Consider the following 20962-nt stretch of genomic DNA (forward strand, 5'->3'; position numbering starts at 1 on the left):
TATATGTTTAAGCGATATTCGATTGTAAATAAATTAGATGGAATTACTTTATCCTTTAGCTCTCTCTATCAAGTAGGCGATTCCCAAAATATTAATGCCCTATCATTTGCCTATGCAGTACAGCGGGAAAAAGAATTTTTCTTAACGAGTGAAGGAAGCTTTGATTCCAGAGTGTTTCAAGCTCCACTTAAAAGACCTTCCATTGATCCCGCAGTGAGGGTCAGCCGCCTAAACCTTTGTCCAATCAAAGTTGACCAGGTTTATATCAGGGCAACGGCTTTTTCTTCAATTGTTCATATTGGAAACACCTCAAATGTAGCAATGGAATCGAGGGTCAAGCACATCCGACAGCTTGAAAGTAAAATAGATGAAGATCCACAAACGTTCGAAACCATAGATCAACCAAACTAGAAACACGCAGTAATAGGGAACATGAACATTCTAACCTATTTCACATAGGTTAACTGTATAGATATATATGAAGAGGATGTTGAATATGCCCGCTTTAGTAGGTCCTGTCTCTATTCTTAATGTCGGTGGAGGAAGTGTTCAGTTTGGAGATACAGGTATTATTTCACCTAAGTCCGCATCAAAAACTTTTGGTGGTTCTGGTGGATTCAATACAGGTCCCTTTCAGTTAACCTACAATGTATTCAGTGTGAATACCACATTTGATTGTAATGTTGTGGATCAACCGATAACAGGGAATAACTAAAAGCAAAAAGCGATATTATAGCTTTTTGCTTTTTTATCTGGGTAAGAAGCGAAGTGAAATAGCCTCACCGTTTCTTTTTTTTACGTTCATTGCTTTTCCTCGTTTTCACCAATTTAGTGGAAGGCTGCTTTCGGATCCACTTAATGAACTTATGAATCTTTTCATCCCCCCTCAAGTATTCGAGGGTGTTCAATCTTACGCCCAATTCATCATTTGTATAGAGGGAGTGAATTTGTTTGTGACAAGGGATACAAAGTTGTGCTGTGGGAAGGAAGGTTCCCCCCACCTCTTTAGGTGTCAGATGATGAATCGTGGTTTCTACATTTTGACGAGAGCATAATTCACATGTACCAATCGTTTTTTTACTCATTTCAAGCCCTTCCTGTATGTGTTTAGTATAGATATTCCCTATTTTTATCACTTTAAAAAAACCACTTTGAAGGCAAGTACTTCAAAGTGGTTCTTCTTTATAGTTCCAAGACATGCCCTCCGTCGAAAAAGTAAAGATACTTTTCAGACACTGTTTCTTTCCAAATCGATTCCAATGCGCGGGTATATAATTCAATTTGTACCCTATAACGTTCTTCAAGTATCGGTCTTGCTTCTTCAAAACCATCCTTATAGCGATCATGGATACCATCCGTTTTGTAATCCAACAGCACAATTCCCGATTCATCCCGGAATACACAGTCAATGACCCCTTGAACGAGGATCGTTTCTTCCGGGGCACCCTCTCCCGTTTCCGATATTTCACTCAGAGGGACACTCATGCTGAATGGAATTTCCCGTTGGATATTCGCTGCCTGAGCCAAACGCTTCCCAAGGTCGCTTTGGAAGAAACCAACGATGTTGTCTAACGAGATGGCTCTTTCCTGTTCTTCCGTCAGGATTTCTTTATTCACTAACATCGATAACAACTCTTTTACATCTTCTTCTGTGGGTACACCATCCGCAAACGAAATATGCTGCATGACCGTATGCATGGCCGTTCCTTTTTCAGCAGGTGACAGCTCTTTGGACTGCATGAATTGAGGCCGGTTATACACTGGCTTTTGATGGCGACGAAGAATATCGATACTTGATGCTTCATCCCTTATTTCCACCATGCGCTTCAGCTCAGAAACCGATTGCTTCGAGCGAAGGTTTGTAGCACTCAGATGTGGATACTTCCACGACAAACGGTGTAATACCTCTTTTTTATGAGTGGACTCTATTTCCACTTCCCCACCGTTCTTCACTTGCTCTTTCCAATTGTCATCTTCACTCAATGACTCCTCTTCTTCTGCACCCAGCTCAGAATTATGAATCGTCTTGATATGAAAGGAGGAAGGATGCTTTAGAATCTCTTCATTGATCCCACTTCCTTCTAAGCCCGCATCTTCCCCAAGCTCTCCACAATGGGGGTGTCGCATGAGGGACGGACCTATCCAATCAAGATAGGAACTGGCCCCGGCACGGTCATAGTCAGATAACAACCATTCGGTCTGACCTAAAGCTCCCCGCCATTTCTTAAGTGACTTCTCTAAGCTTTTCACGGTTCCCACTAAGAATAGCTTCTCTTTTGCACGGGTTAACGCCACATAGAGCACCCGCATTTCCTCTGAGATGGCCTCCATGCGCTTCTTTCGCTTAAATGCCAGCTGGGGAAGGGATGGATAACTGATTCGCTTCCCCGGGTCGGTATACTTGGTGGCCAAACCCAGATCTTTATCTAATAAATAAGAAGCGTTCAAGTCCATGAGATTGAATTGCTTCGACGTGCCAGCGACAAAGACAATCGGAAACTCAAGCCCTTTACTGGAGTGAATCGTCATTAAGCGGACCACATCCTCCTGTTCACTGAGAGCTCTCGCTACCCCGAGGTCATCGCCTCTTTCCCTCATCCGATCAATGAATCGCAGGAAGCGGAATAACCCTCTGAATGATGTTGATTCATATTGGCGGGCACGGTCGTATAGTGCCCGAAGATTTGCCTGACGCTGCTTCCCGCCTGCCATTCCTCCGACATAATCATAGAATCTGGTGTCCCGGTACAATTGCCAAATCAGCTCTGTAACCGATCCTTGTCTAGCCTTTGTCCGCCAGTTTTGCAGATGATACAGGAACACTTTGACCTTTTCAAATGTTTCTTCTTCACGTGCGTTACTTGGCTTTTCACTTGCGAATTTCTTCAAGGCTTCGTAATACGTTCCCGCTCTCGAATGAATCCGGATGCTTGCAAGACCCTGCTCGTCCAGTCCTACTATCGGTGAACGAAGAACCGATGCCAGGGGGATATCCTGATAAGGATTGTCAATCACTTTCAGCAGTGAAAGCATAATCGCGATCTCGGTTGCTTCAAAATAACCAGTAGACAGATTTGCATAAATCGGAATTCCTTGCCGTTTGAATTCTTCCATGATTTCTGCCGCCCAAGGCATGGAACGAAGCAGAATCACAATATCCTTGTACTGAACCGGACGCTCAGTCTTCGTTTTGGCATCATAGATCGGTGTTCGCTCTTCAATCATGCTCTTCACTTTATTTGCCATGTAGCGGGCTTCAAGTACGGATTTCTCAATATCACCCTCGTCAAAAATGGACAATTCCTCTTCATCACCACCCGATGAAGTTTCCTCTGATTCCTGATTAATAATCGCTACTTCGATTGGATACTCTTTCTCTTCAGGATAAGGAGCACCCTTTACCAGCTCTGCTTCCCGATTATATTCCATCTCCCCAACCGAGGATCCCATGATTTGCTTGAATAAAAAGTTGGTTCCCTCTAATACCTCTTTCCGGCTTCTGAAATTTTGAGATAAATCGATCTTCAATCCCGCTTCTCCGCTTACAGGAAGAAAGCGGGTATACTTTCCTAAAAATAAATTCGGTTCTGCCAATCGAAATCGATAAATGGACTGCTTTACATCTCCTACCATAAAACGGTTTCCTACTTCTTCTCGTTCTTCAGTAATGAGAAGAAGTATCGACTCCTGAACCATATTCGTATCCTGATATTCATCGACCAATACTTCTTTGAATTTATTTTTATACTGCTTTGCAGCTTCTGAAGGAAGTAAAGCATCTGATGCAGGTTCTCTTAAAATATCGAGACAAAAATGCTCTAAATCCGCAAAGTCAACAAGTCCCTTTTCTTCTTTCACTTGTCGGAAACGTTTGCCGAATTCCACCACCACTTCTGCCAAGGTGTGAAGCACGTCTCTCATCTTCTTCATATCCTCAAGGAATGACTCCGGTCTTCTTGAGAAAAAATCTTCCTGCAGTTTCTCTAACGTTTTCTTCCCTTGATCCCGAAGCTTTTTGGCTTCATCTACAATATCCTTGTTATAGTCATCCCCGCGACAAGCTTTTAACTTTGTAAAGGGTAAGGTTTGAATCGTCTTATATAATGCATTCCATGAAATCTGCCGGCTTTCTTCAAGGCTCTCGACAATCTCTATATCGCTTAGAAAATTTTCAGCTCTTGGACCCGGACCTCCAGGAACCCGTGTCAGATCCAATGCACGCTGAAACAAGTTTTTCGCCCCATGAAGCTGTAAGCGAATATCGGTCAGGAGAGGCTGAATGAAGGAAAGCTGATCGATCTCTACACCCTCTTGGATATCATACATCTCTTCCAGCCCTCTCAGCCATTCGTCCGGGTTCGGATGGGACCGTGAAAAGTCATACAGCTTTCGGATCATATCCTGAAGGGCACCGTCACTTCTATCATTGGTAAATGTATCTACCAGTGTAAAGAAATCATGATTATCTTCTTTTCCGTATTCCTCTTCAAACAGCTCATCAAGCACTTCATCACGCAGCAGATCCCCTTCTGTTTCATCGGCAATCCGAAAACCCGGATCAATGTCGATGAGATAATAATATTTACGAATCACTTCCAGGCAAAAAGAGTGAAGAGTCGAAATGGAAGCCCGGTTCAGTAAGCTCAGCTGCTTCCTTAAATGATGGGAATGGGGATCCTCATCAATCGCCTTTTCCAATGCCTGCCCGATCCGATGTCTCATCTCAGCGGCCGATGCATTCGTAAAGGTTACAACCAATAGTTCGTCCACATCCATTCTGTCTTCTTCAGAAAGGATTTTCTGAATGATCCTCTCTACAAGAACTGCGGTCTTCCCTGACCCTGCAGCAGCTGCTACGAGAATGTCCTTACCTTTTGCCCAAATCGCCTTCCACTGATCATCTGTCCATGTAACATGATCAGGCTTTGCCGGTATCGTACCATTACTCATTGGACTCTACCTCCTCTCTCACTTTTTTTAATAGATCTTCTGGTTTTGCCGTCGGGAGCACTCTGTACTCGTTTTCTTCAAGAGATTGGTCGAATTGACAAACGGAACGGAACGAACAGAACTGACATGGTGTACGGTCCTTCAGCTTATAAGGAGTAATATTGGTCTCACCTGAAACGATCCGGTTCCCTGACGCTTCATATAGCTTTCTCACATGCTGACGCATATAGTGAAAGTCTTCTGTTGAAGCTGCTTTTGAACGGGAGGATAATGATCCATCCTTCTTGATCCCGGCCGAGATGATATCTGAGTTCCCGGTATCCAATGTTTGATCCATTAAACGAACGATGTCAGAGTCTCCCAGAACAAGTCCCTTCATTTTAAAGCTCTTAAAAATTTCCTTTTCAATTTGATCCATCGTCAAGATTTTCTTACTATTGATCATAGGATTATGAACGTGGAAATAGAGTACGCCTGCAGGCTTTGCTTCTTTCCCGACAAATTGCTTAGAGTTCGTTAACACAATATCTAAATACGTCAGCATCTGAAGTGCCAATCCGTAGTACACTTCCGTCATATCCAAATCTCTTGCACTCGATTTGTAATCAACGATCCTTAGGTATACTCCACTTGCATCTTCTGCTTTGTCTACCCGGTCGATCCTTCCCTGAAGCTCCATTTTCGTTCCATTTCTCAGCTGGAACTGGAACGGCGGCAGGGTCGCATGAGGTCCAAACCCAAGCTCCACCCCGACAGGAACAAATCCACTCGCCTTCGCATGCTCACTTAGAATTAGGCTCGCACGGCTTATGATTTGCTCAAGCTTCTGAGCAATATAATAATGGCGGTTTGAGCTTAACAGAATCTGGTGCTGAAGCTTCGGTGCCAGCATCAATACAGCTTCTTTAGCAAGCTTGAGACACTGCGCTTTTGATAAGGATGCCCAGGTCAGACCATGACGCTCCACTTCTTCTGATATCCATTTAAGAGCGGAATGGAACATTTCCCCGATATCAGGTGCCTCCAGCTTAAAGAAATCCCGCTCTCTAAGCTTCAACCCATGACTGGCAAAATGAGAAAACGGACAACTATGGAACAGCTCCATTCGGGATACACTTGCTAAAATATGGTCACCATACAGATCCCTGCTCGTATCCTCAGAAAGCTGCTTCGCGTGATTCTGGTAGAAGAGACTGGATAAAATATGCTGTGAGTGCCATTTCCAATCGTTTGACGTTGCATAGAAGTTATACACATCCCACCAGAAATCATAGATCGGATATTCACGCTTCTTTAACTGTAATTGCGACGTTAAATGAGAAATCGTCACATTGGGATGGCAAACATAGTGCAGCTGCTCTTCTTCAGAAAGCTCGGATGGTTCATTAATAAGAAGCTTCGTATTTGCATCCGGGAACATTTCATTCAGCCTTTTGATGAAAGAGGATGCTAATAACGCTTTTCCTTCTTCATTGGCAATCGGATAGCTTATAAATAAACGTTCACTCGGGGTCGTAAAGGCTTTATACGCTACAAACTCCTCGTCCAACAGCTTCGTCCTGTTACTGGGTGCTATCTTGAAGCCCCTATTGATCAACGATTCGCGGTCTTCATCTGACAGGACTCCGTCTTCATTCATTTTCGCTGGAAGAACCCCATCATTCACTCCGATGATAAAGGCTGCTTTAATGTCACCGAGCCTTGATTTCTCAAGATCTGCAATAATGACCTGATCAATGGCAGGGGGAACTAACGAGAACTGCATCGTTTCCATACCTGCATCCAGGATCGACGAGAATTTCTTCATCGTTGTTTCCTCATCACCAAGCATTTCTACATATTGATCAAGCAAGTCCATTACAGCTGACCACGCTTGATCATGCTCTCTTGCCGCAATCAAGTCGCCTTTTTCTTCTGCTTCAATACGCATACGTTCAAGCTTAGCCGGAATGTCCAACTCTTCCAGATACAGATAAAGAGTTTCACAGAATTCCCGTCCAGTGGATTGCTTTTTCAATCGTTTTCCGAGACGGATGATAGGAGCAGAAATAAATAAACGAAGCTCATTGATCTCATGCTCGAGTTCCTTTTCACGGTCGGTTTGTGGTGCGTCCACATGCTCAAGACCACGGAAGCGGCGGTATTTCCAGCGATCTTTCTTCGTCCAGCGATCTCCTTTGATCCCGTATGCCAACACATAGTTCTCCAAACGGTCCATTTTTTCCCGCAAATCGGTTGGATTTTTTTGATAAGGAAACAACAGGTCTGTTTTCACCGCCCGGAATACAGGCTCATATCTCCAGTTCGTGTTCATGATTTCCAGAGTCGAGCGGATCAACTCAATTAATGGGTGATTTAACATTGTCCGCTTCTGATCAAGGAAAAATGGAATACTATAATCTTGAAAAATCGTTTCGACCTTATCACGGTAGTCCTGGCTGTTTCGAACCAGCACCGCTATATCCTTGTAGCGATATCCCTTTTCCCGGGCTAGCTTCCGTATTTCCCTTGCTATCCCTTCGACCTCTGCCCGGCGATTAGAGGCTTCCAGAAACTCGATGGAGCCTTTTGCTTCTTCGCATGGAACAGTTGGCCGGTCCTCAAAATGACGTTCGAGATGCAGCATCGTGTCATTTTGATAGCGAATCGGCTTCACTAACACCTCTTCTTCTATGGACTTCCCCGCTCCATGGCATATATCCTGAAGAGTATGGTACGTTTCGTTCGTCATCCGATATAAGCTTAACTCGTTCATCGCACCCATTTGCTGCTCCGGATCGGTTGTCAGGGCAACCGTCACTGTCTTACTGTGCTGAATGAGCTGATCGATTATCAGATATTCCTGGGGCGTGAAGCTATGGAAGCCGTCTATGTAAATCTCTGCATCTCTAAGAAGCTCAGAGTTTTTCACATTATCTGCCAACAGCTGAAAATAGTCTTCTGAATCAATGTATTTGCCGAGGAGCTTCTCCTCGAATTTCTCATAAATCAGTTCAAGATCATGAAGCTTATCTTTCAAAACCTTTGAATCCCGCTCATCTTCCCCATCAAATTGGTGGAGATCCTGAGGCGAAATACAATAGCGCTTGAATTCCGTCAACATGGATTCTACATGATGGATGAAACCCGGCTTATCCGCGGCCTTCGAGAAAATATGGAGACGATCTTTGTTTTCGTCAATAATCTTCCGGATCATCATATTTAAGCCGACATCCGATAGATGGTAACGGCTCATTCCGCCCGTTTCCTGGAGGATCTTCCACGCGAGCCGGGTGAAACTGAACACCTGTCCACGTATCATCCCGTTTAATCCGGGTGTGTTGACAAGATCGTATTCCGATATAAATGACATCTGATCCGGTACGATATAGATGATGGGATCTCCATTCGGCGCTTCCAATAAGCTCTGCTTCATCTCATCTAATATGTGATGGGTTTTCCCCGTACCGGAGCGCCCGAGAATAAAACGTACAGCCATCCTCTCACTCCCTTTCTTATACTAATCTATTGTAACCATGAGGCAGGTTGAATTTTTGTATAGGTTCATTATAGTACACAGGAACAAATCTTTCCCGTCTCAATCTTTATTGAAAATATTTGGAACACCTGCATACAGTAAAAAGAGGTAGGTGATTGCTGATGAATCAATATTTTAACAGAATCGCTTCTGTTCTTGTTGTGATGGCGATTATGGTAGCCTGTAATATTTACACGTTCATTCCCATTTACGGGAATATAGCTTCCTCCCTCTCCATCGCACAAAGTGAAGTCGTTATTGCAGGAAGCTCATTTATCTTTTTCTACGCCTGTGGACTTCTCACCTTTGCCAATAGCGCAGATCGTTTCGGAAAAAAAGAGATTCTCGTTTGGGGAATGCTTGCCTCTGCGTTTTCAACAGGCTTAGTGGGGCTTGCAGGGGATTTCTGGAGTTTATTTTTCATACGGGGGATTCAAGGCTTTTGTCTGGGGAGCTTTGCCCCCGTCGCCTTTGCTTATACGTATGATTTGTTTTCTGGAAGAAAGAGAACGCTGCTTCTCGCTTTTATCAATTCCGGTTTTCTGTTCGCAGGCATACTCGGTCAATTACTCAGTGAAGGAATCACCCGCTACAGCAACTGGACGATTGTATTCTTCTTTTTCGCAGTGGTGTACGTCTCCTTATTTTTAATAGGAAAACAGACGCTACCCGCTACGTCCACTCGATCCGTTTCCGTCACACACCAGATCGTCACGATTTATAAACTCCTTTTGAGAAAGGAACTCCTTTACTGCTACGGCATCGTGTTCACCCTTCTCGCCTCGTTTGTTGCTTATTATGACAGCTTGACCAGGTACTTATCAGGGGATTCCGATCTGCTTTTCCTACTCCGGGCAGTCGGATTGATCGGTGTCAGCTTATCACTCTTTACCGGTCGCCTCCTTGATGCAAAAGGAGTCTATAAAACTCTTTTCATGGGTGTGACCATCTCCATTGCGAGTGTATTGATTGCGTTTATTTATGTACACAAGAGTGAACCCTTCATCATCGTTCTCTCTTCAGTCCTGTTTGTTTCTGCCATCTCATTGTTGATCCCGACCGTCATTACCCTAATCGGAGATATGAGTGGAGATGACCGAAGCCAGGCACTCAGCCTGTATTCCTTTATTTTATTAGGTGGAACAAGCATAGCACCCATAGTCATCATGAAGCTTACTTACGTACAATCGTTGTTTCTGTTACTGGGATGCTTTTTATTTCATGCCTGGATGGGTGGCTTGTTGTATGTGGAGGGGAGGAGATGGAGGATGAGGGCGTAGATGCCTTCTACGTCAAAAAAAGAAGGACACCATCATCCTTCTTTCACATTACCTTTCCATTCATCCGCTAATAGTCCGTATAAGATCATGTCGTATCGATCTCCGTCCCTTTGTAAAAATTGACGATAGCTTCCTTCTTTCTTGAATCCGAGTGACTCATATAAGCCCATGGCCCTCTCATTATATGAAAATACCGTTAATTGGACTCGGTATAAATTCAACTCATGAAAAGCGTACGCCAGCAAACATTGCATGGCTTCCTTGCCATATCCATTGCCCCAGGACTGTACGTCCCCTATTGAGATGGAAACCCATCCGACACGATGGGTCCACAGAATACCGTCCAATTCAACAAACCCTATGATCCTCCCATCGTCCTTTAGTCGAATAGCAAAACGATAGGCGTTGTCTCCTGGATCCCCCATCCATTTTTTAATATCTTCCTCTGCTTTCGGCTTATGGGGAAGAGCATCCAGTAATCTCTGAACTTCTTCATTTTGACTCCATTCCCTTATGGCCGTAACATCTTCCTCCTGAAAACCGGAAAGATAAATTCTTGTACCCGTCAATAACCGTTTCATGTCATTTTCACCTCGACGTATGTATTTCGAGGAGTTCCTCTCCGATTCCTTTATTGTCCTTGAAAAAGTTTCGTGAGTGCTTCCCCCCTCCCCGCCATCCATCTTCATTTTTCAATAAAAAAGAACCCGGAAACTTCCAGGCTCAATCCAACTTACCAGATCATTTCCGCCCACTCAGGGTGGTCGATGAATGGATTTCGGTTTCCTTGATATTGTTCAAAGATGATATCGTTGCGTCTGATTTCCCTTTCATCGACAGGATCCTGTTCATTCCATTGAAGGAGAACGGACATTTTCCCGTGATAAGGGGCACTTCCATTGTTGACGTTGTTATTGATTTCTAAATCCAGTTCCCCGCTGTCCCCTTCATAGCGGACCGCCATGTAGAAAATCATACGGGCGACGTCCCCTTTCACTTCATCCCGGGGCTCCCAGGAATCCCCATCATAATAGTTGCCCGGTGCTTCACCATGCTGAGTCCCGCCATTATCAAAGTCAAGATTACTTCTTGAAGAATTGACGGTTACATCTGTAGGTCTCAAGTGATGAAGGTCCGTCCCTGGTCCTTGGGCTGTTCCAAAGTCTCCGTGGGATTTCGCCCAGACATGTTCCCGGTTCCAGTCGTTGACTCCACCGCCGTTTGTCGTTTTGGATTGGGAACGGCCTGAGTATAGGAGGATCACGTTATTCGGATTGTTCTGATCTTCGTCTGTATTTCGAAGAGCTCCCCAAACATCGCTGTAGGAAAGAGTTTGATGATCATCAATGATGTTATGTAGTGCTGTTTTTAAAGTAGATCCCGTTTTCCCTTCAGCCGTGTTGTAATATTCCTCATAGGATGGTGGATCGGTTGGGTCGGTTGGAGGATCAGTCGGATCAGTCCCGCCATCTTCCACTGATTCGAATGCTGACGTAGACTTCACTCCCGGGTGAGAGAAATAGGCCGTTAAACTGCCCGTCACTTTGATTTTTTCACCCATTAGGCCTGGGTTACTTTGTAATCCAAAGTTTGAACGGTAAGAAGATGGAATTTGAATATAGACCATCTCATCCGTATTGGATTCAGACGGGGAATCCGCCAAAGCAAATGCGTAATCGTTTGGAAAGTTACTCGTGACAACGGATGACGTAGAGGTTGGCTGACCGACCACATACCCTTCCACTGACTGAGTGGAACCATCTTGATTGGATAATGCCTGATCAACAGTAAACGGCGAACTCCACGTCCCATTTCCCGCTGCACTCATTTGACTTGGAGATACTTGACCACACGCAATCATAAAAATAATTAAAATTGAAAAAATGCTGATGAACTTTTTGTTTACAACCTTCAAATTGCTTCGCCTCCTCTAAATATGACTATACATTTAGCGTACATTACATATTGTCAAAATAGGGTAAATTTTGTGTAAAAGCGTGAAAATGAGTCTATTATCATAGAGTTTGTGATTGCTGTTGGGGGGGGGGGAGACGTTCTTTCCGTAATTGGTGCGGGCAGCCCCCTCCACTAGATCTTCCTAAGAAAGTAATAAATCATCATGTTCCCCACTCCAAATTTCCTATATAATGAATCTACTAAATGTTAGGGGAATTGGAGGATTCATCCTTGAATGTATTTCAGCGATTTCAACGTACAATCATTAAAAATTATCTTCTAGGAAGCTTCATAGCCGTCTTTGGTGTCGGGTCTGTATTCATTTTTCAAACCCTTGCCCTCAATGAAAAGGAACTGCTCACAATGGGAGGCATCATCTCCCTTTCAATCGTCACGATGTTCAGCTGCGAATTTTTGGTGTATCAGAAGCATATTCGTCCGATGAAGATCGTCTATAAAAAGAAGGTATCAACACTCAGTCTGGACCTTCTCTTAACTGCCTATCAACAAGCGGAAAGGTTCCCACTTTTAACGGTTAGACGAATCATGCTCCCTCACTTTCTGGGGCTGGCTCTTCCGTCGACTTTGTTGACGGTTGTCAGCATCAATGCAGGGTGGTTGTCCATTCCGTACACCTATATTTTTTATGCCTGGTGCGGCGCCTTTTTAGTGGCGATTCTTCATGCATTGATTGAATTTTTCTTAACCTTTAGAGCTTGTCATTCACTGCAGGTGGACCTTATTCGGAAAACAGTTGAAACATATGGAGTCGATCAAACGAATCAGTCCACCCTATTTATCAGTTTAAAAAGAAAAATCTTGGCAGCTTCCCTGTTTCTTGCCCTTTTTCCGATCCTGCTTTTTTCATTAGCTTCACAGATTCGCTTATCGATTGCAGACCCCACGCTTTTAGTAGACTACTGGAAATGGGCAGGGACTCTGATTTTCATCATTACGATTCTAGCTTTCTATGGAGCCCTCCTTATTTTCAAAAGCATCGAAGCACCTGTGAAAGAGCTGGTAGCCCGTTTTGAAAAAGTCGAGGAGGGGCATGTTTCACCCGTAGTGAATACATACACGGATGAATTTTCCCATTTATTTTCCGGCTTTAACCATATGGTAGGAGCCATCAATCTGCGAGATCAGAAAAACCAGCAGCTACTCGATCAATTTTTCGCAGTCGTAGCAGGTACATTGGATGCACGGGACCCTTATACGGCCGGCCATTCTAAACGTGTTGCGGAGTTTTCTGTTTTAATTGCCAAACAATGCAACTGGTCCTCTAAAGACATCGACTTACTCAACAAATCGGCCCTGCTTCACGACATTGGAAAAATAGGAATCCGGGATGATGTGCTTTTAAAAGAAGGGAAATTAACAATTGAAGAGTTCGATCAAATTAAACGCCATCCTGTCATTGGCGAAGAAATTGTAAAAGGGGTTCAGTTAACAGAAGAACTCCTGCCCATCTTACCCGGCATCAAGCACCACCATGAGCGGGTGGACGGCCGGGGATATCCCGATCAATTAAAAGGAGACGATATTCCCGTGTTCGGACGATTGATCGCTGTCGCCGATGCCTTTGACGCCATGACCTCGGATCGCCCTTATCGAAAAGGAATGCCTATCGAAAAAGCCCTCTCCATTTTGGAAGAAGGCAAAGGGACACAGTGGGATGAGGAGTTTGTTGAAGCGTTTATGAGGGGGATTAAAGTGACAGGCACATCCCGTATTTTATCGAATTCTGCAATTTAAATACCCATCAACATAGAAAGGATCAGATCCCCAAAATGGATTTGATCCTTTCCTTATTCAAAGAGCTTAAAGCATCACTTTTCGAAGTATCATCCTTTCAACAGTCCGGAACCTCGAAGAATCTTTCGCAAAAAAAAGAATGCTGCTCATGTATTGAACAGCATTCCCATATCTTTAGTTCCTGAATTGTATATCCCATTCGTTGATAGGCCAGTAACGAAGATCCACTTTTCCCACAATCTGTTCCCGATCTATAAACCCGAAATAGCGACTATCCATGCTTCCCCGACGATTGTCTCCAAGAACGAATACTTTTCCTTCGGGAACCGTTTGCTGATCCGTGATTTCTTCAAGGGTAAAGTCTCCCGTCAGTTTGTTGCCGATGTACTCCTGCTTGAATTTTTCTAAATAAGGTTCAGGATAGTATTCTCCGTTAACATATAACTTATCATCTTTATACACGACCTTATCACCGGGCAGTCCAATGATCCGTTTCACATAATCCTCGTTCTCATTCGCATGAAAGACCACAACATCAAAGCGATCCAAGTCTCCAATATGATAACCGATTTTATTCACAACAAGTTTATTTCCATCCTGTAGTGTCGGCATCATCGATTCACCTTCGACTACATAGTTGGAGAAGAGAAAGGTTCGAATGATGATAAAGATGATCAGTCCAATCCCCAAGGCTTTAATCCATTCGAGTCCTTCTCTTTTTACCTCTTCTCTCAATTTGATTCCTCCTGCTTTTTCCGTTCAATTCGTTGGTCTACTTCCATTTTCTTATTCAAATGTATCTCAATTCGTTTCCCTACAATCCATAGTACAAAGATAATGGCGGCAACGATTACAGTACGTATTGGTTGTCTTACTAATGATATAATATCATATCCGATAAAGCTTATGGTGAAAATCATCACCATTTTCCCCGTAACCACAGCGAGCATATATTGAGCGATGCTGATCGACGACAATCCCGCCACCACATTCACCAAGGCAGACGGTGTAAATGGGAAGCATAAAAGAATGAACAACGGGCCAAACCCATGCTTGTCTACCCATTTCGTCAATCGCTTCACTTGGCGGTTCTTTCTCAGGAAACGAAAAAATCGGGTTTCCCCATATCTTCGTACCAACAGAAACACTATAAGGGCACCAAGCGTAGCCCCGATCCACGAAAATAGAAACCCCCACCATAACCCGAAGGCATTTGCATTGGCCGTCACAAATACGACCAGGGGCAGGAATGGGAGAAAGGCTTCCAACAGCGGTAACAGGATCCCTGGAATCGGTCCGAATGAACGATACTGCTGAATCAGGTCCATCATATTCTCAAGCGTAAACCAGTCTTTTATCTTATTTATATCCATATTATATGTTTCCCCTTAAACGACCATGAACAAATACACTCATTTCGTTATATCGTTACTTGTATTTTCATCATATCACACAAAATCAGGATTTCCATATTGTTATCTCTTGGGTCGTTTTATTATTATAACCTTGCCTAATGAGTGGGGATGTAAACGTGTTAGGGTGGGTATTTTTTGCGGTGGGTTGTGTAATAGGCTTTGTTTTGAAATTGACTAGTGCGTTCTAACAAAAAGCTGCCATCCCCATCCAGGAATGACAGCTCGCACCTCTATAAATGCTCCCCAAACCAATCCACAATTTCTTGTAATCTCGCTTCCCTCAAAGAAGGTTTTCCAGTCCTGGACAAATTGTGATTGGATTCCGGGAAACGCACGAATCTCACATCTTTTTTCTCCCGCTTTAATGCGATGAATAGTTGTTCCGCCTGCTCAATCGGACAACGGTAGTCCTTTTCGCTGTGAAGTATCAATAGGGGTGTGTTCATATTCTTCACGTACGCTAGGGGTGAATGCTTCCAAAGAGTTTCGATGTCGCCAAGATCGCTTTGGATTTGCCACTCTGAGAAGTAGTAGCCGATATCGCTCACTCCGTAAAAACTGATCCAATTGCTGATGGAGCGCTGGGTAACGGCTGCTTTAAACTTGTCGCTATGACCGATGATCCAGTTGGTCATGAACCCTCCGTAGCTTCCACCGGTCACACCTAAGCGAGTTTCATCAATAAACGTAAATTCCTCCAGGGCATACTCCACTGCTGCCATGATATCCTCGTAATCCCCGCCACCGTAATCTCCTCTTACGGCATCCACGAACTCTTGGCCGTAGCCATGGCTTCCTCTTGGATTCACATATAAAACAGCGTATCCTTTGCTTGCCAACACTTGAAATTCGTGAAAGAAAGTGTTCCCATACATGGTGTGGGGGCCCCCATGTATTTCGACGATAAGTGGATACTTCTTCCCTTCCTCATAGCCGACCGGCTTCATGATCCAGCCTTGAACGAGCCGGTCTTTCGCACCCTTGTACATAAACGATCGGGGAGAGGATAATTCACGATCCGCCAGGTCCCCATTCAGGTTGGTCATTTTATTCAGCTCTCCGGTAGGAACATGAAGAGTATACAATTCACCCGGTTCGGTAGGTTTACTCATGGCAACCAGCATTACTTGTCGATCAGAATCGAAGTCGAATCCGTATACATGCTGCTCCTCTTGCAACAACGCAGGGTAGATGGCTCCTTCAATATGAGCGTAATAGAGAACCGTGTTCCCTGCATCAGACGCCAGGAAATAGAGACTTTCATTGTCCTGTGACCACAGGATTCCTGCTTGTGATGAGCCTTGGATGCTATCGCTATTGAGATAGTCTCCTACGGGCAGATCCATGCTTTCTGTCAGGCAAACGGAGTGACCGGTTTCAAGGTGATACAGCCACACCTTATTATGTGTCGCATTCTCATATTCACGTCCATGCCCCATATAGGCAAGATGACCTCCGTCGGGAGACCAGGCCGCTCCTCCGTAGTAACCAGATTCTTTATTAATCTTCTTATATTCGTCCGTTTCAAGATGAAAAATAAATAAATCAGACTGGAAGGAGAAATCTTTGTCTTTTGTTCTGTCCACAGAAAACGCGATGTGCTTTCCGTCGGGAGACCAGGAATGAAGAGTGTAATCGTGGACATCATCCGTGACTCTTCTCATTTTCTTTGACGCCACGTCCATCACTACTATTTGCGAGTAGCAGCTGTCATCGAAACCTCGGTCATCACTTTTATATTTCATGCCTGTCGCAACGAATGGCTTTAATTTCTCCTCTTCGTCCTCCTTCTTTTCAAACGTCTCACCTTTTTCCAACCGCATCGAGAAAGCGATCTTTTCACCACAAGGAGACCATACAGGATTCGAAAAGCCTTTTTGATAATACGTCAGCTGTTCTGCTTCCCCTCCATCCCGGTGGATGAGGTATAGTTGATTCACACCGGAGCGATTCGAGACAAAGGCGATCTTTCTACCATCAGGTGACCATCTGGGAGTTGAAATCTTTTGTTCTCCGAAAGTCCATTGGCGAGTGGTCTTATCTTGCAGACGAATGCTATGTAAGGTTGAGAAATACTCATTTTTTTCTTCACACATGATGGTTTTGACATAAACGGCTTCTTCCCCACTTGGTGATAATCTTGGGTCGGATACGGCCTTTAACTCATAGAGATCATCGATTTCGATTCCTTTATTCATGATCCGGCACCTTCCTTTCTTCTATTCTCTTTATTATTTCGACGTCAGAAATACTTTTCCTTTTTTGGATAAAAATCCGATCTGCCCTTCATAATAGAAACAAATTCAAATTCTACAACTTTCGCTATTGAAAGTAAATCGAATTCCACGTAAAATGAAAATACGAACATTTGTTCTACACTAAAGTGAAAAGGAGTCTTTTCATATGACAAGGATCCCGGAGAACGACAGGAACATATTAGAACAGGCCATATATTTACCGATGGTGCTGACGATTTTGAATCGTGATCTGCAAATCATAGACAGCAGCCCGTTCAAATTAAAACGACCGTATTTAGAAATGATTGAGGAGACGATGAAGGTCATCCAAGGAGAACTCGCTCATGTCAAAAAGTACATGAGGACCAATAAGATGAAAGTTGAGCGAATTCAATCAGACGATGCCTTTACGATGTATATGTTTCTGTATAAGGGGTATGAGGAGCACCATAATTACTTTAACCCGCGCCTTCGAAACCGTGTGGAGGATTTAATGAGACATTATTTGTATCGCCGATTCCTGGAATCGAAAACAGATACAACAAAAGAAGCGTGATTCATCTCACGCATCGTTTTTTTTGATATTTCGATTAAGGTAAAACGTTTTGATATTACTCATTTCGGTTTGAACCTTCGTATTATATTTACTTTCCATTTCTGCGACACGCTGTGTGTAGGCGATACGCAAGTCAGAAGTACGAAGCATTTGATTTTCAAACGAACTGTAAGAAATGGGAACCATACAGGACTCATTGTTTTGAAGAAAGACCCGTGTTGATCCATTTGTCGAGCGTTCATACCCGCGAACATGTGAATGGGAAATCCAGGCGCATTCTTGCTTGACAGGAGAAGATGTTGGAAATAGATAAATGGACATCTGAGGATTCACCATGATGGGAGCTTTGTAGATGATACCCGTAAGTCTTTTGGTGCCTTCTTTTCTTCCTTCATAGGAGGAACCAAAGAATTCACAGCTCTTCTTTAAAATATCGAACGGTTTAAAAGGGGAGATTAGTATGTCATCTACCTCTATGATTTTGGTAAATGTCCTGGCACCGTACTCAATTGGCTGCAGGATCATCGTATGGGGATTCACTTCATATTCTTCTATAATTCGAGATTTTTCTCTCATTTCATCGCCTCCATTTACATTTTCCACCAAAATAATACCATAAATTTCGAGGGTTGTCTCGCATATTTTTAAAAATTCTGAAATTAACTATACGCTACTCCGTTAAGGATAAAAAATTATCAGAATATTTAATTTTTTGGTTGAATTTTCACTACTTACCCCATATACTAATAAAAAGAATTCAGGGGTGACCGTATATGGAAAACAAAAAGTCCTATACCGAAATGATGAAAGCTTCTGCCATGACCCGTAAGAAAGCCGCTGAGAGAAGTGTGATGGAGATCTATATCGACATGGTGCTGCATGAAAGCATTCTGATGACGCGCAAGACAAAACTCCTGACAGACATTGACGCCGCCCTGGATAAGAAAAATAAACCTCTGTTCATGAAATTATCAAAAGAATTAAACGAACTGAACCTAAGCTGCGGATGAAAAATAATAGCTGACTCTATACATGAGTCAGCTATTCCTTTTTTAATGGACGGGCCATTGGTCCCTGCATTTCATGCATGACTTCCATTCAAATAGCAAACCCTATAGCTACCCTATACACTTTGGAGCGAATATGATGATCCTGCTAATAAAAGTACTTGTCCTCTACTTAATTACCATTGCCGCTATGCGACTGATGGGAAAATCCACAATTGTCCAAATGACTCCCTATGATCTTGTGGCGATTATTATCGTTGGGACCATTGCATCCGAACCACTGATCTCCACGGAATTCTGGCCAACCATCGCGGCCCTCGTCATTTTAGTGGGACTTCATGTACTGTTCTCATTCCTGACCCTGAGTCAATGGGGCAATCGCTTCTTCTTGGGAGAACCCACCTTACTGATTAAAAATGGGGAGATATTAGAGGATAATCTGGAGAAATCCAAGATCTCGCTGATTCAGTTGACCTCCATTCTACGCTCTCAAGGTTACCCCAAAATTTCAGATGTGGACTACGCCATGCTCGAGCCGATCGGTGAAGTGAGCATCATTCCTAAGGTGGAAAACACCCCTGTTACCGTCCAGCATCTCAACCTTAAAATCGATGACGAGGGATTACCGATTTCAGTGATTGTGGATGGTAAAATCCAAACGCGGAACCTGAAGCTTCTTGGAAAATCGAAAGAATGGCTGGAAATTCAACTAACCAACTCCGGACTGCATCACAAAGATGTGATTTTCGCTTATATGACAGAGAAAGCCAAGAACCTGATTATCAGTAAAAGAGAAAAGGCCTAGTCCCACGTGACCAGGCTTTTTCTCTTTATTCTTCTTTTTTCTCCGCTTCGTACTGTTCCAACATGGAAAGTCGTTCAAGCATCGTCGGATGACCATAACGGAAGATCTTCACAAGTAAAGGCGGATTGACCTGAGATAATCCCACCTTCGATAACTTCTGGAAAGATGAGATGGCGGCTTCTTTATCGTCCGTCATTTCTATTGCATATCGGTCAGCCCTCGTTTCCTGGTAGCGTGAGATCCAGTTGCTAAGGGGACTGATAGTGAACAGGAGCATGGACGTAATCATCAAGAACAGAGGTAAGGAGCTTAAGTTCGACACGCTCGATACTTTCATGTCATCCTTATGATTGGCGACGATGCCTCTCATCAGCTTAGCCGTCAGGAATAACCCAAAGAAGGATAGGATCAAGTAGATGGCAATGCCGATATAGATGTGCTTCTCCACATAGTGAGCCATTTCATGGGCCATCACAAACAGGATTTCCTTGTCCGTTAATTTTTCAAGGGTGGTATCCCAAAGAACGATCCGGGAATTGGATCCGACTCCGGTTACATACGCATTGAGTGAATTCGTTTTCTCCGACATGTCGACTTCAAATACGTGGTCCGTTGGAATGTTTGCCTTGTCGGCAAGAGTCAGGATTTGTTCCTCTAATGCTTTATCCTTCAGTGGATAGAAGTCGTTATATAGCGGGTCGATCAAAACCGGCTGCACGAACATCATGAAAATCGTAAAGGGTACCGACAATGCCCATGCCGCTAGCCACCAGCGCTGCTTGAATCGTTTCATCAATCCATATAACACCGATACAATGATGAACATGAGGAGGTAATTCACCCAGAAATCCGTGATCTCATCCTTCATCCACATGGAGAACGTCTGGGTTGAAATATTGTAGCTCTTCGAAATAGTATACGAAATATACTGCAGTGGAAAAATCGCCAGGAACGAAGCAATCGATAACCAGAACAAATAAATGGCCGTTTGCAGGAAACCATTTTTCACCGTTCCCCTCGCCCACTTCTCAAAAACACGCGAGACCCCGAGAATCAGGATCAGGAAATAAAACAACCATTCATAAGGAGTGGATAAGAAAAACAGGAGGTTCTTGATTTTCGAGAAATCCTCACTCAGCATAATTTCTTTATCCTTCATAAAGGTGGCCGGATCTGCACTGCTTCCTTTGTACATGTCAGGCAAAGTAGAATCCGCCAAGTAGAATAAATACACATATAGAAACAAGCCTAATAGCAAATAAGCCAATATCGACCTGAACGCCCATTTTCTAACCAACATACTTCCTCCCTTCTCGTCTTCTTTACTATATGTAATACCCTGTCCAAAGATTTAGAACCTAAACACACACCAGTGAAAGTGCCGGGCTTGTTGTGGAAAATCGTTTATATGCCACTCTGGGGATTTACGTGCCATATGATAATTTTATCTGCCGTAATTTCATTATATCTATTTAGCCCCCTAA

At 43.6% G+C, this 20962-nt stretch carries 17 protein-coding genes; 7 read left to right on the forward strand and 10 right to left on the reverse strand.

The window, feature by feature from the left end; all coding sequences use genetic code 11:
* Positions 1-3 precede the first annotated feature (3 nt).
* Both ACIFOD_RS03040 and ACIFOD_RS03045 read left to right on the forward strand, forming a co-directional pair.
* Complete coding sequence (locus ACIFOD_RS03040) at positions 4-411, forward strand: spore germination protein GerPE (protein ID WP_430313414.1); 408 nt, start codon at positions 4-6, stop codon at positions 409-411.
* An 85-nt stretch (positions 412-496) separates the two neighbouring features.
* Entirely contained in the window at positions 497-715 is a 219-nt protein-coding gene (locus ACIFOD_RS03045) for a spore germination protein (RefSeq protein WP_113969909.1), read from the forward strand.
* Positions 716-779: 64 nt separating this feature from the next.
* Here the strand turns inward: ACIFOD_RS03045 and ACIFOD_RS03050 are convergent, their stop codons facing one another.
* The 3 genes from ACIFOD_RS03050 to addB form a co-directional block, all read right to left on the reverse strand.
* Entirely contained in the window at positions 780-1085 is a 306-nt protein-coding gene (locus tag ACIFOD_RS03050; RefSeq protein ID WP_397553336.1) for an HNH endonuclease, read from the reverse strand.
* A 97-nt stretch (positions 1086-1182) separates the two neighbouring features.
* On the reverse strand, positions 1183-4950 hold the full coding sequence (gene addA, locus ACIFOD_RS03055) for a helicase-exonuclease AddAB subunit AddA (protein WP_430313415.1): 3768 nt from the start codon (positions 4948-4950) through the stop codon (positions 1183-1185).
* Positions 4943-8428: a helicase-exonuclease AddAB subunit AddB gene (gene addB, locus ACIFOD_RS03060; RefSeq protein ID WP_430313416.1), complete on the reverse strand. Its 3486-nt coding sequence runs from the start codon at positions 8426-8428 to the stop codon at positions 4943-4945. The genes addA and addB overlap by 8 nt, the downstream gene beginning before the upstream one ends.
* A gap of 161 nt (positions 8429-8589) precedes the next feature.
* Here addB and ACIFOD_RS03065 point away from each other — a divergent pair, with 161 nt between their 5' ends.
* On the forward strand, positions 8590-9747 hold the full coding sequence (locus ACIFOD_RS03065) for an MFS transporter (RefSeq protein ID WP_430313417.1): 1158 nt from the start codon (positions 8590-8592) through the stop codon (positions 9745-9747).
* A 32-nt stretch (positions 9748-9779) separates the two neighbouring features.
* Here ACIFOD_RS03065 and ACIFOD_RS03070 read toward each other — a convergent pair whose 3' ends face one another.
* Together ACIFOD_RS03070 and ACIFOD_RS03075 are read right to left on the reverse strand one after the other, a co-directional pair.
* On the reverse strand, positions 9780-10328 hold the full coding sequence (locus ACIFOD_RS03070; RefSeq protein ID WP_430313418.1) for a GNAT family N-acetyltransferase: 549 nt from the start codon (positions 10326-10328) through the stop codon (positions 9780-9782).
* A 152-nt stretch (positions 10329-10480) separates the two neighbouring features.
* The gene (locus ACIFOD_RS03075) at positions 10481-11662 is read right to left on the reverse strand and encodes an endonuclease (RefSeq protein ID WP_430313419.1); all 1182 of its coding nucleotides are present in this window, start codon (positions 11660-11662) and stop codon (positions 10481-10483) included.
* A 272-nt stretch (positions 11663-11934) separates the two neighbouring features.
* On the opposite strand from ACIFOD_RS03075, the gene ACIFOD_RS03080 reads away from it, so the two are divergent.
* Positions 11935-13458 (forward strand): HD-GYP domain-containing protein, encoded by a 1524-nt coding sequence (locus ACIFOD_RS03080; protein ID WP_430313420.1) that lies wholly within the window; start codon positions 11935-11937, stop codon positions 13456-13458.
* A gap of 174 nt (positions 13459-13632) precedes the next feature.
* Here the strand turns inward: ACIFOD_RS03080 and lepB are convergent, their stop codons facing one another.
* The 3 genes from lepB to ACIFOD_RS03095 form a co-directional block, all read right to left on the reverse strand.
* Entirely contained in the window at positions 13633-14193 is a 561-nt protein-coding gene (gene lepB / locus ACIFOD_RS03085) for a signal peptidase I (RefSeq protein WP_113969902.1), read from the reverse strand.
* The gene (locus ACIFOD_RS03090; RefSeq protein ID WP_397553330.1) at positions 14190-14831 is read right to left on the reverse strand and encodes a TVP38/TMEM64 family protein; all 642 of its coding nucleotides are present in this window, start codon (positions 14829-14831) and stop codon (positions 14190-14192) included. Before ACIFOD_RS03090 ends, lepB begins: the two co-directional genes overlap by 4 nt.
* Positions 14832-15103: 272 nt before the next feature.
* Positions 15104-17071: a S9 family peptidase gene (locus ACIFOD_RS03095; RefSeq protein WP_430313421.1), complete on the reverse strand. Its 1968-nt coding sequence runs from the start codon at positions 17069-17071 to the stop codon at positions 15104-15106.
* A 205-nt stretch (positions 17072-17276) separates the two neighbouring features.
* Between ACIFOD_RS03095 and ACIFOD_RS03100 the strand changes: the two genes are divergently transcribed.
* Entirely contained in the window at positions 17277-17666 is a 390-nt protein-coding gene (locus ACIFOD_RS03100; protein ID WP_113969899.1) for a hypothetical protein, read from the forward strand.
* A gap of 6 nt (positions 17667-17672) precedes the next feature.
* Here ACIFOD_RS03100 and ACIFOD_RS03105 read toward each other — a convergent pair whose 3' ends face one another.
* Positions 17673-18242 carry a competence protein ComK gene (locus tag ACIFOD_RS03105; RefSeq protein WP_113969898.1) on the reverse strand — a complete coding sequence of 190 codons (570 nt, stop codon included), beginning with the start codon at positions 18240-18242 and terminating at the stop codon, positions 17673-17675.
* A 197-nt stretch (positions 18243-18439) separates the two neighbouring features.
* Between ACIFOD_RS03105 and ACIFOD_RS03110 the strand changes: the two genes are divergently transcribed.
* Complete coding sequence (locus ACIFOD_RS03110) at positions 18440-18676, forward strand: IDEAL domain-containing protein (protein WP_113969897.1); 237 nt, start codon at positions 18440-18442, stop codon at positions 18674-18676.
* 136 nt (positions 18677-18812) lie between these two features.
* Positions 18813-19478: a DUF421 domain-containing protein gene (locus tag ACIFOD_RS03115; protein WP_430313422.1), complete on the forward strand. Its 666-nt coding sequence runs from the start codon at positions 18813-18815 to the stop codon at positions 19476-19478.
* A gap of 25 nt (positions 19479-19503) precedes the next feature.
* Here the strand turns inward: ACIFOD_RS03115 and ACIFOD_RS03120 are convergent, their stop codons facing one another.
* Positions 19504-20775 (reverse strand): M48 family metallopeptidase, encoded by a 1272-nt coding sequence (locus ACIFOD_RS03120; RefSeq protein WP_430313423.1) that lies wholly within the window; start codon positions 20773-20775, stop codon positions 19504-19506.
* Between the last annotated feature and the right edge of the window lie 187 nt (positions 20776-20962).

The sequence above is a fragment of the Rossellomorea sp. NRS-1567 genome, from assembly GCF_050467885.1.
Taxonomy (GTDB): domain Bacteria; phylum Bacillota; class Bacilli; order Bacillales; family Bacillaceae_B; genus Rossellomorea; species Rossellomorea aquimaris_C.

Bases quoted from the DNA above. Each gene is read 5' to 3' on its own strand.
- ACIFOD_RS03040 (WP_430313414.1), top strand. From the start codon at position 4: ATGTTTAAGCGATATTCGATTGTAAATAAATTAGATGGAATTACTTTA.
- ACIFOD_RS03045 (WP_113969909.1), top strand. From the start codon at position 497: ATGCCCGCTTTAGTAGGTCCTGTCTCTATTCTTAATGTCGGTGGAGGA.
- ACIFOD_RS03050 (WP_397553336.1), bottom strand. From the start codon at position 1,085: ATGAGTAAAAAAACGATTGGTACATGTGAATTATGCTCTCGTCAAAAT.
- addA (WP_430313415.1), bottom strand. From the start codon at position 4,950: ATGAGTAATGGTACGATACCGGCAAAGCCTGATCATGTTACATGGACA.
- addB (WP_430313416.1), bottom strand. From the start codon at position 8,428: ATGGCTGTACGTTTTATTCTCGGGCGCTCCGGTACGGGGAAAACCCAT.
- ACIFOD_RS03065 (WP_430313417.1), top strand. From the start codon at position 8,590: ATGAATCAATATTTTAACAGAATCGCTTCTGTTCTTGTTGTGATGGCG.
- ACIFOD_RS03070 (WP_430313418.1), bottom strand. From the start codon at position 10,328: ATGAAACGGTTATTGACGGGTACAAGAATTTATCTTTCCGGTTTTCAG.
- ACIFOD_RS03090 (WP_397553330.1), bottom strand. From the start codon at position 14,831: ATGGATATAAATAAGATAAAAGACTGGTTTACGCTTGAGAATATGATG.
- ACIFOD_RS03095 (WP_430313421.1), bottom strand. From the start codon at position 17,071: ATGAATAAAGGAATCGAAATCGATGATCTCTATGAGTTAAAGGCCGTA.
- ACIFOD_RS03100 (WP_113969899.1), top strand. From the start codon at position 17,277: ATGACAAGGATCCCGGAGAACGACAGGAACATATTAGAACAGGCCATA.
- ACIFOD_RS03105 (WP_113969898.1), bottom strand. From the start codon at position 18,242: ATGAGAGAAAAATCTCGAATTATAGAAGAATATGAAGTGAATCCCCAT.
- ACIFOD_RS03110 (WP_113969897.1), top strand. From the start codon at position 18,440: ATGGAAAACAAAAAGTCCTATACCGAAATGATGAAAGCTTCTGCCATG.
- ACIFOD_RS03115 (WP_430313422.1), top strand. From the start codon at position 18,813: ATGATCCTGCTAATAAAAGTACTTGTCCTCTACTTAATTACCATTGCC.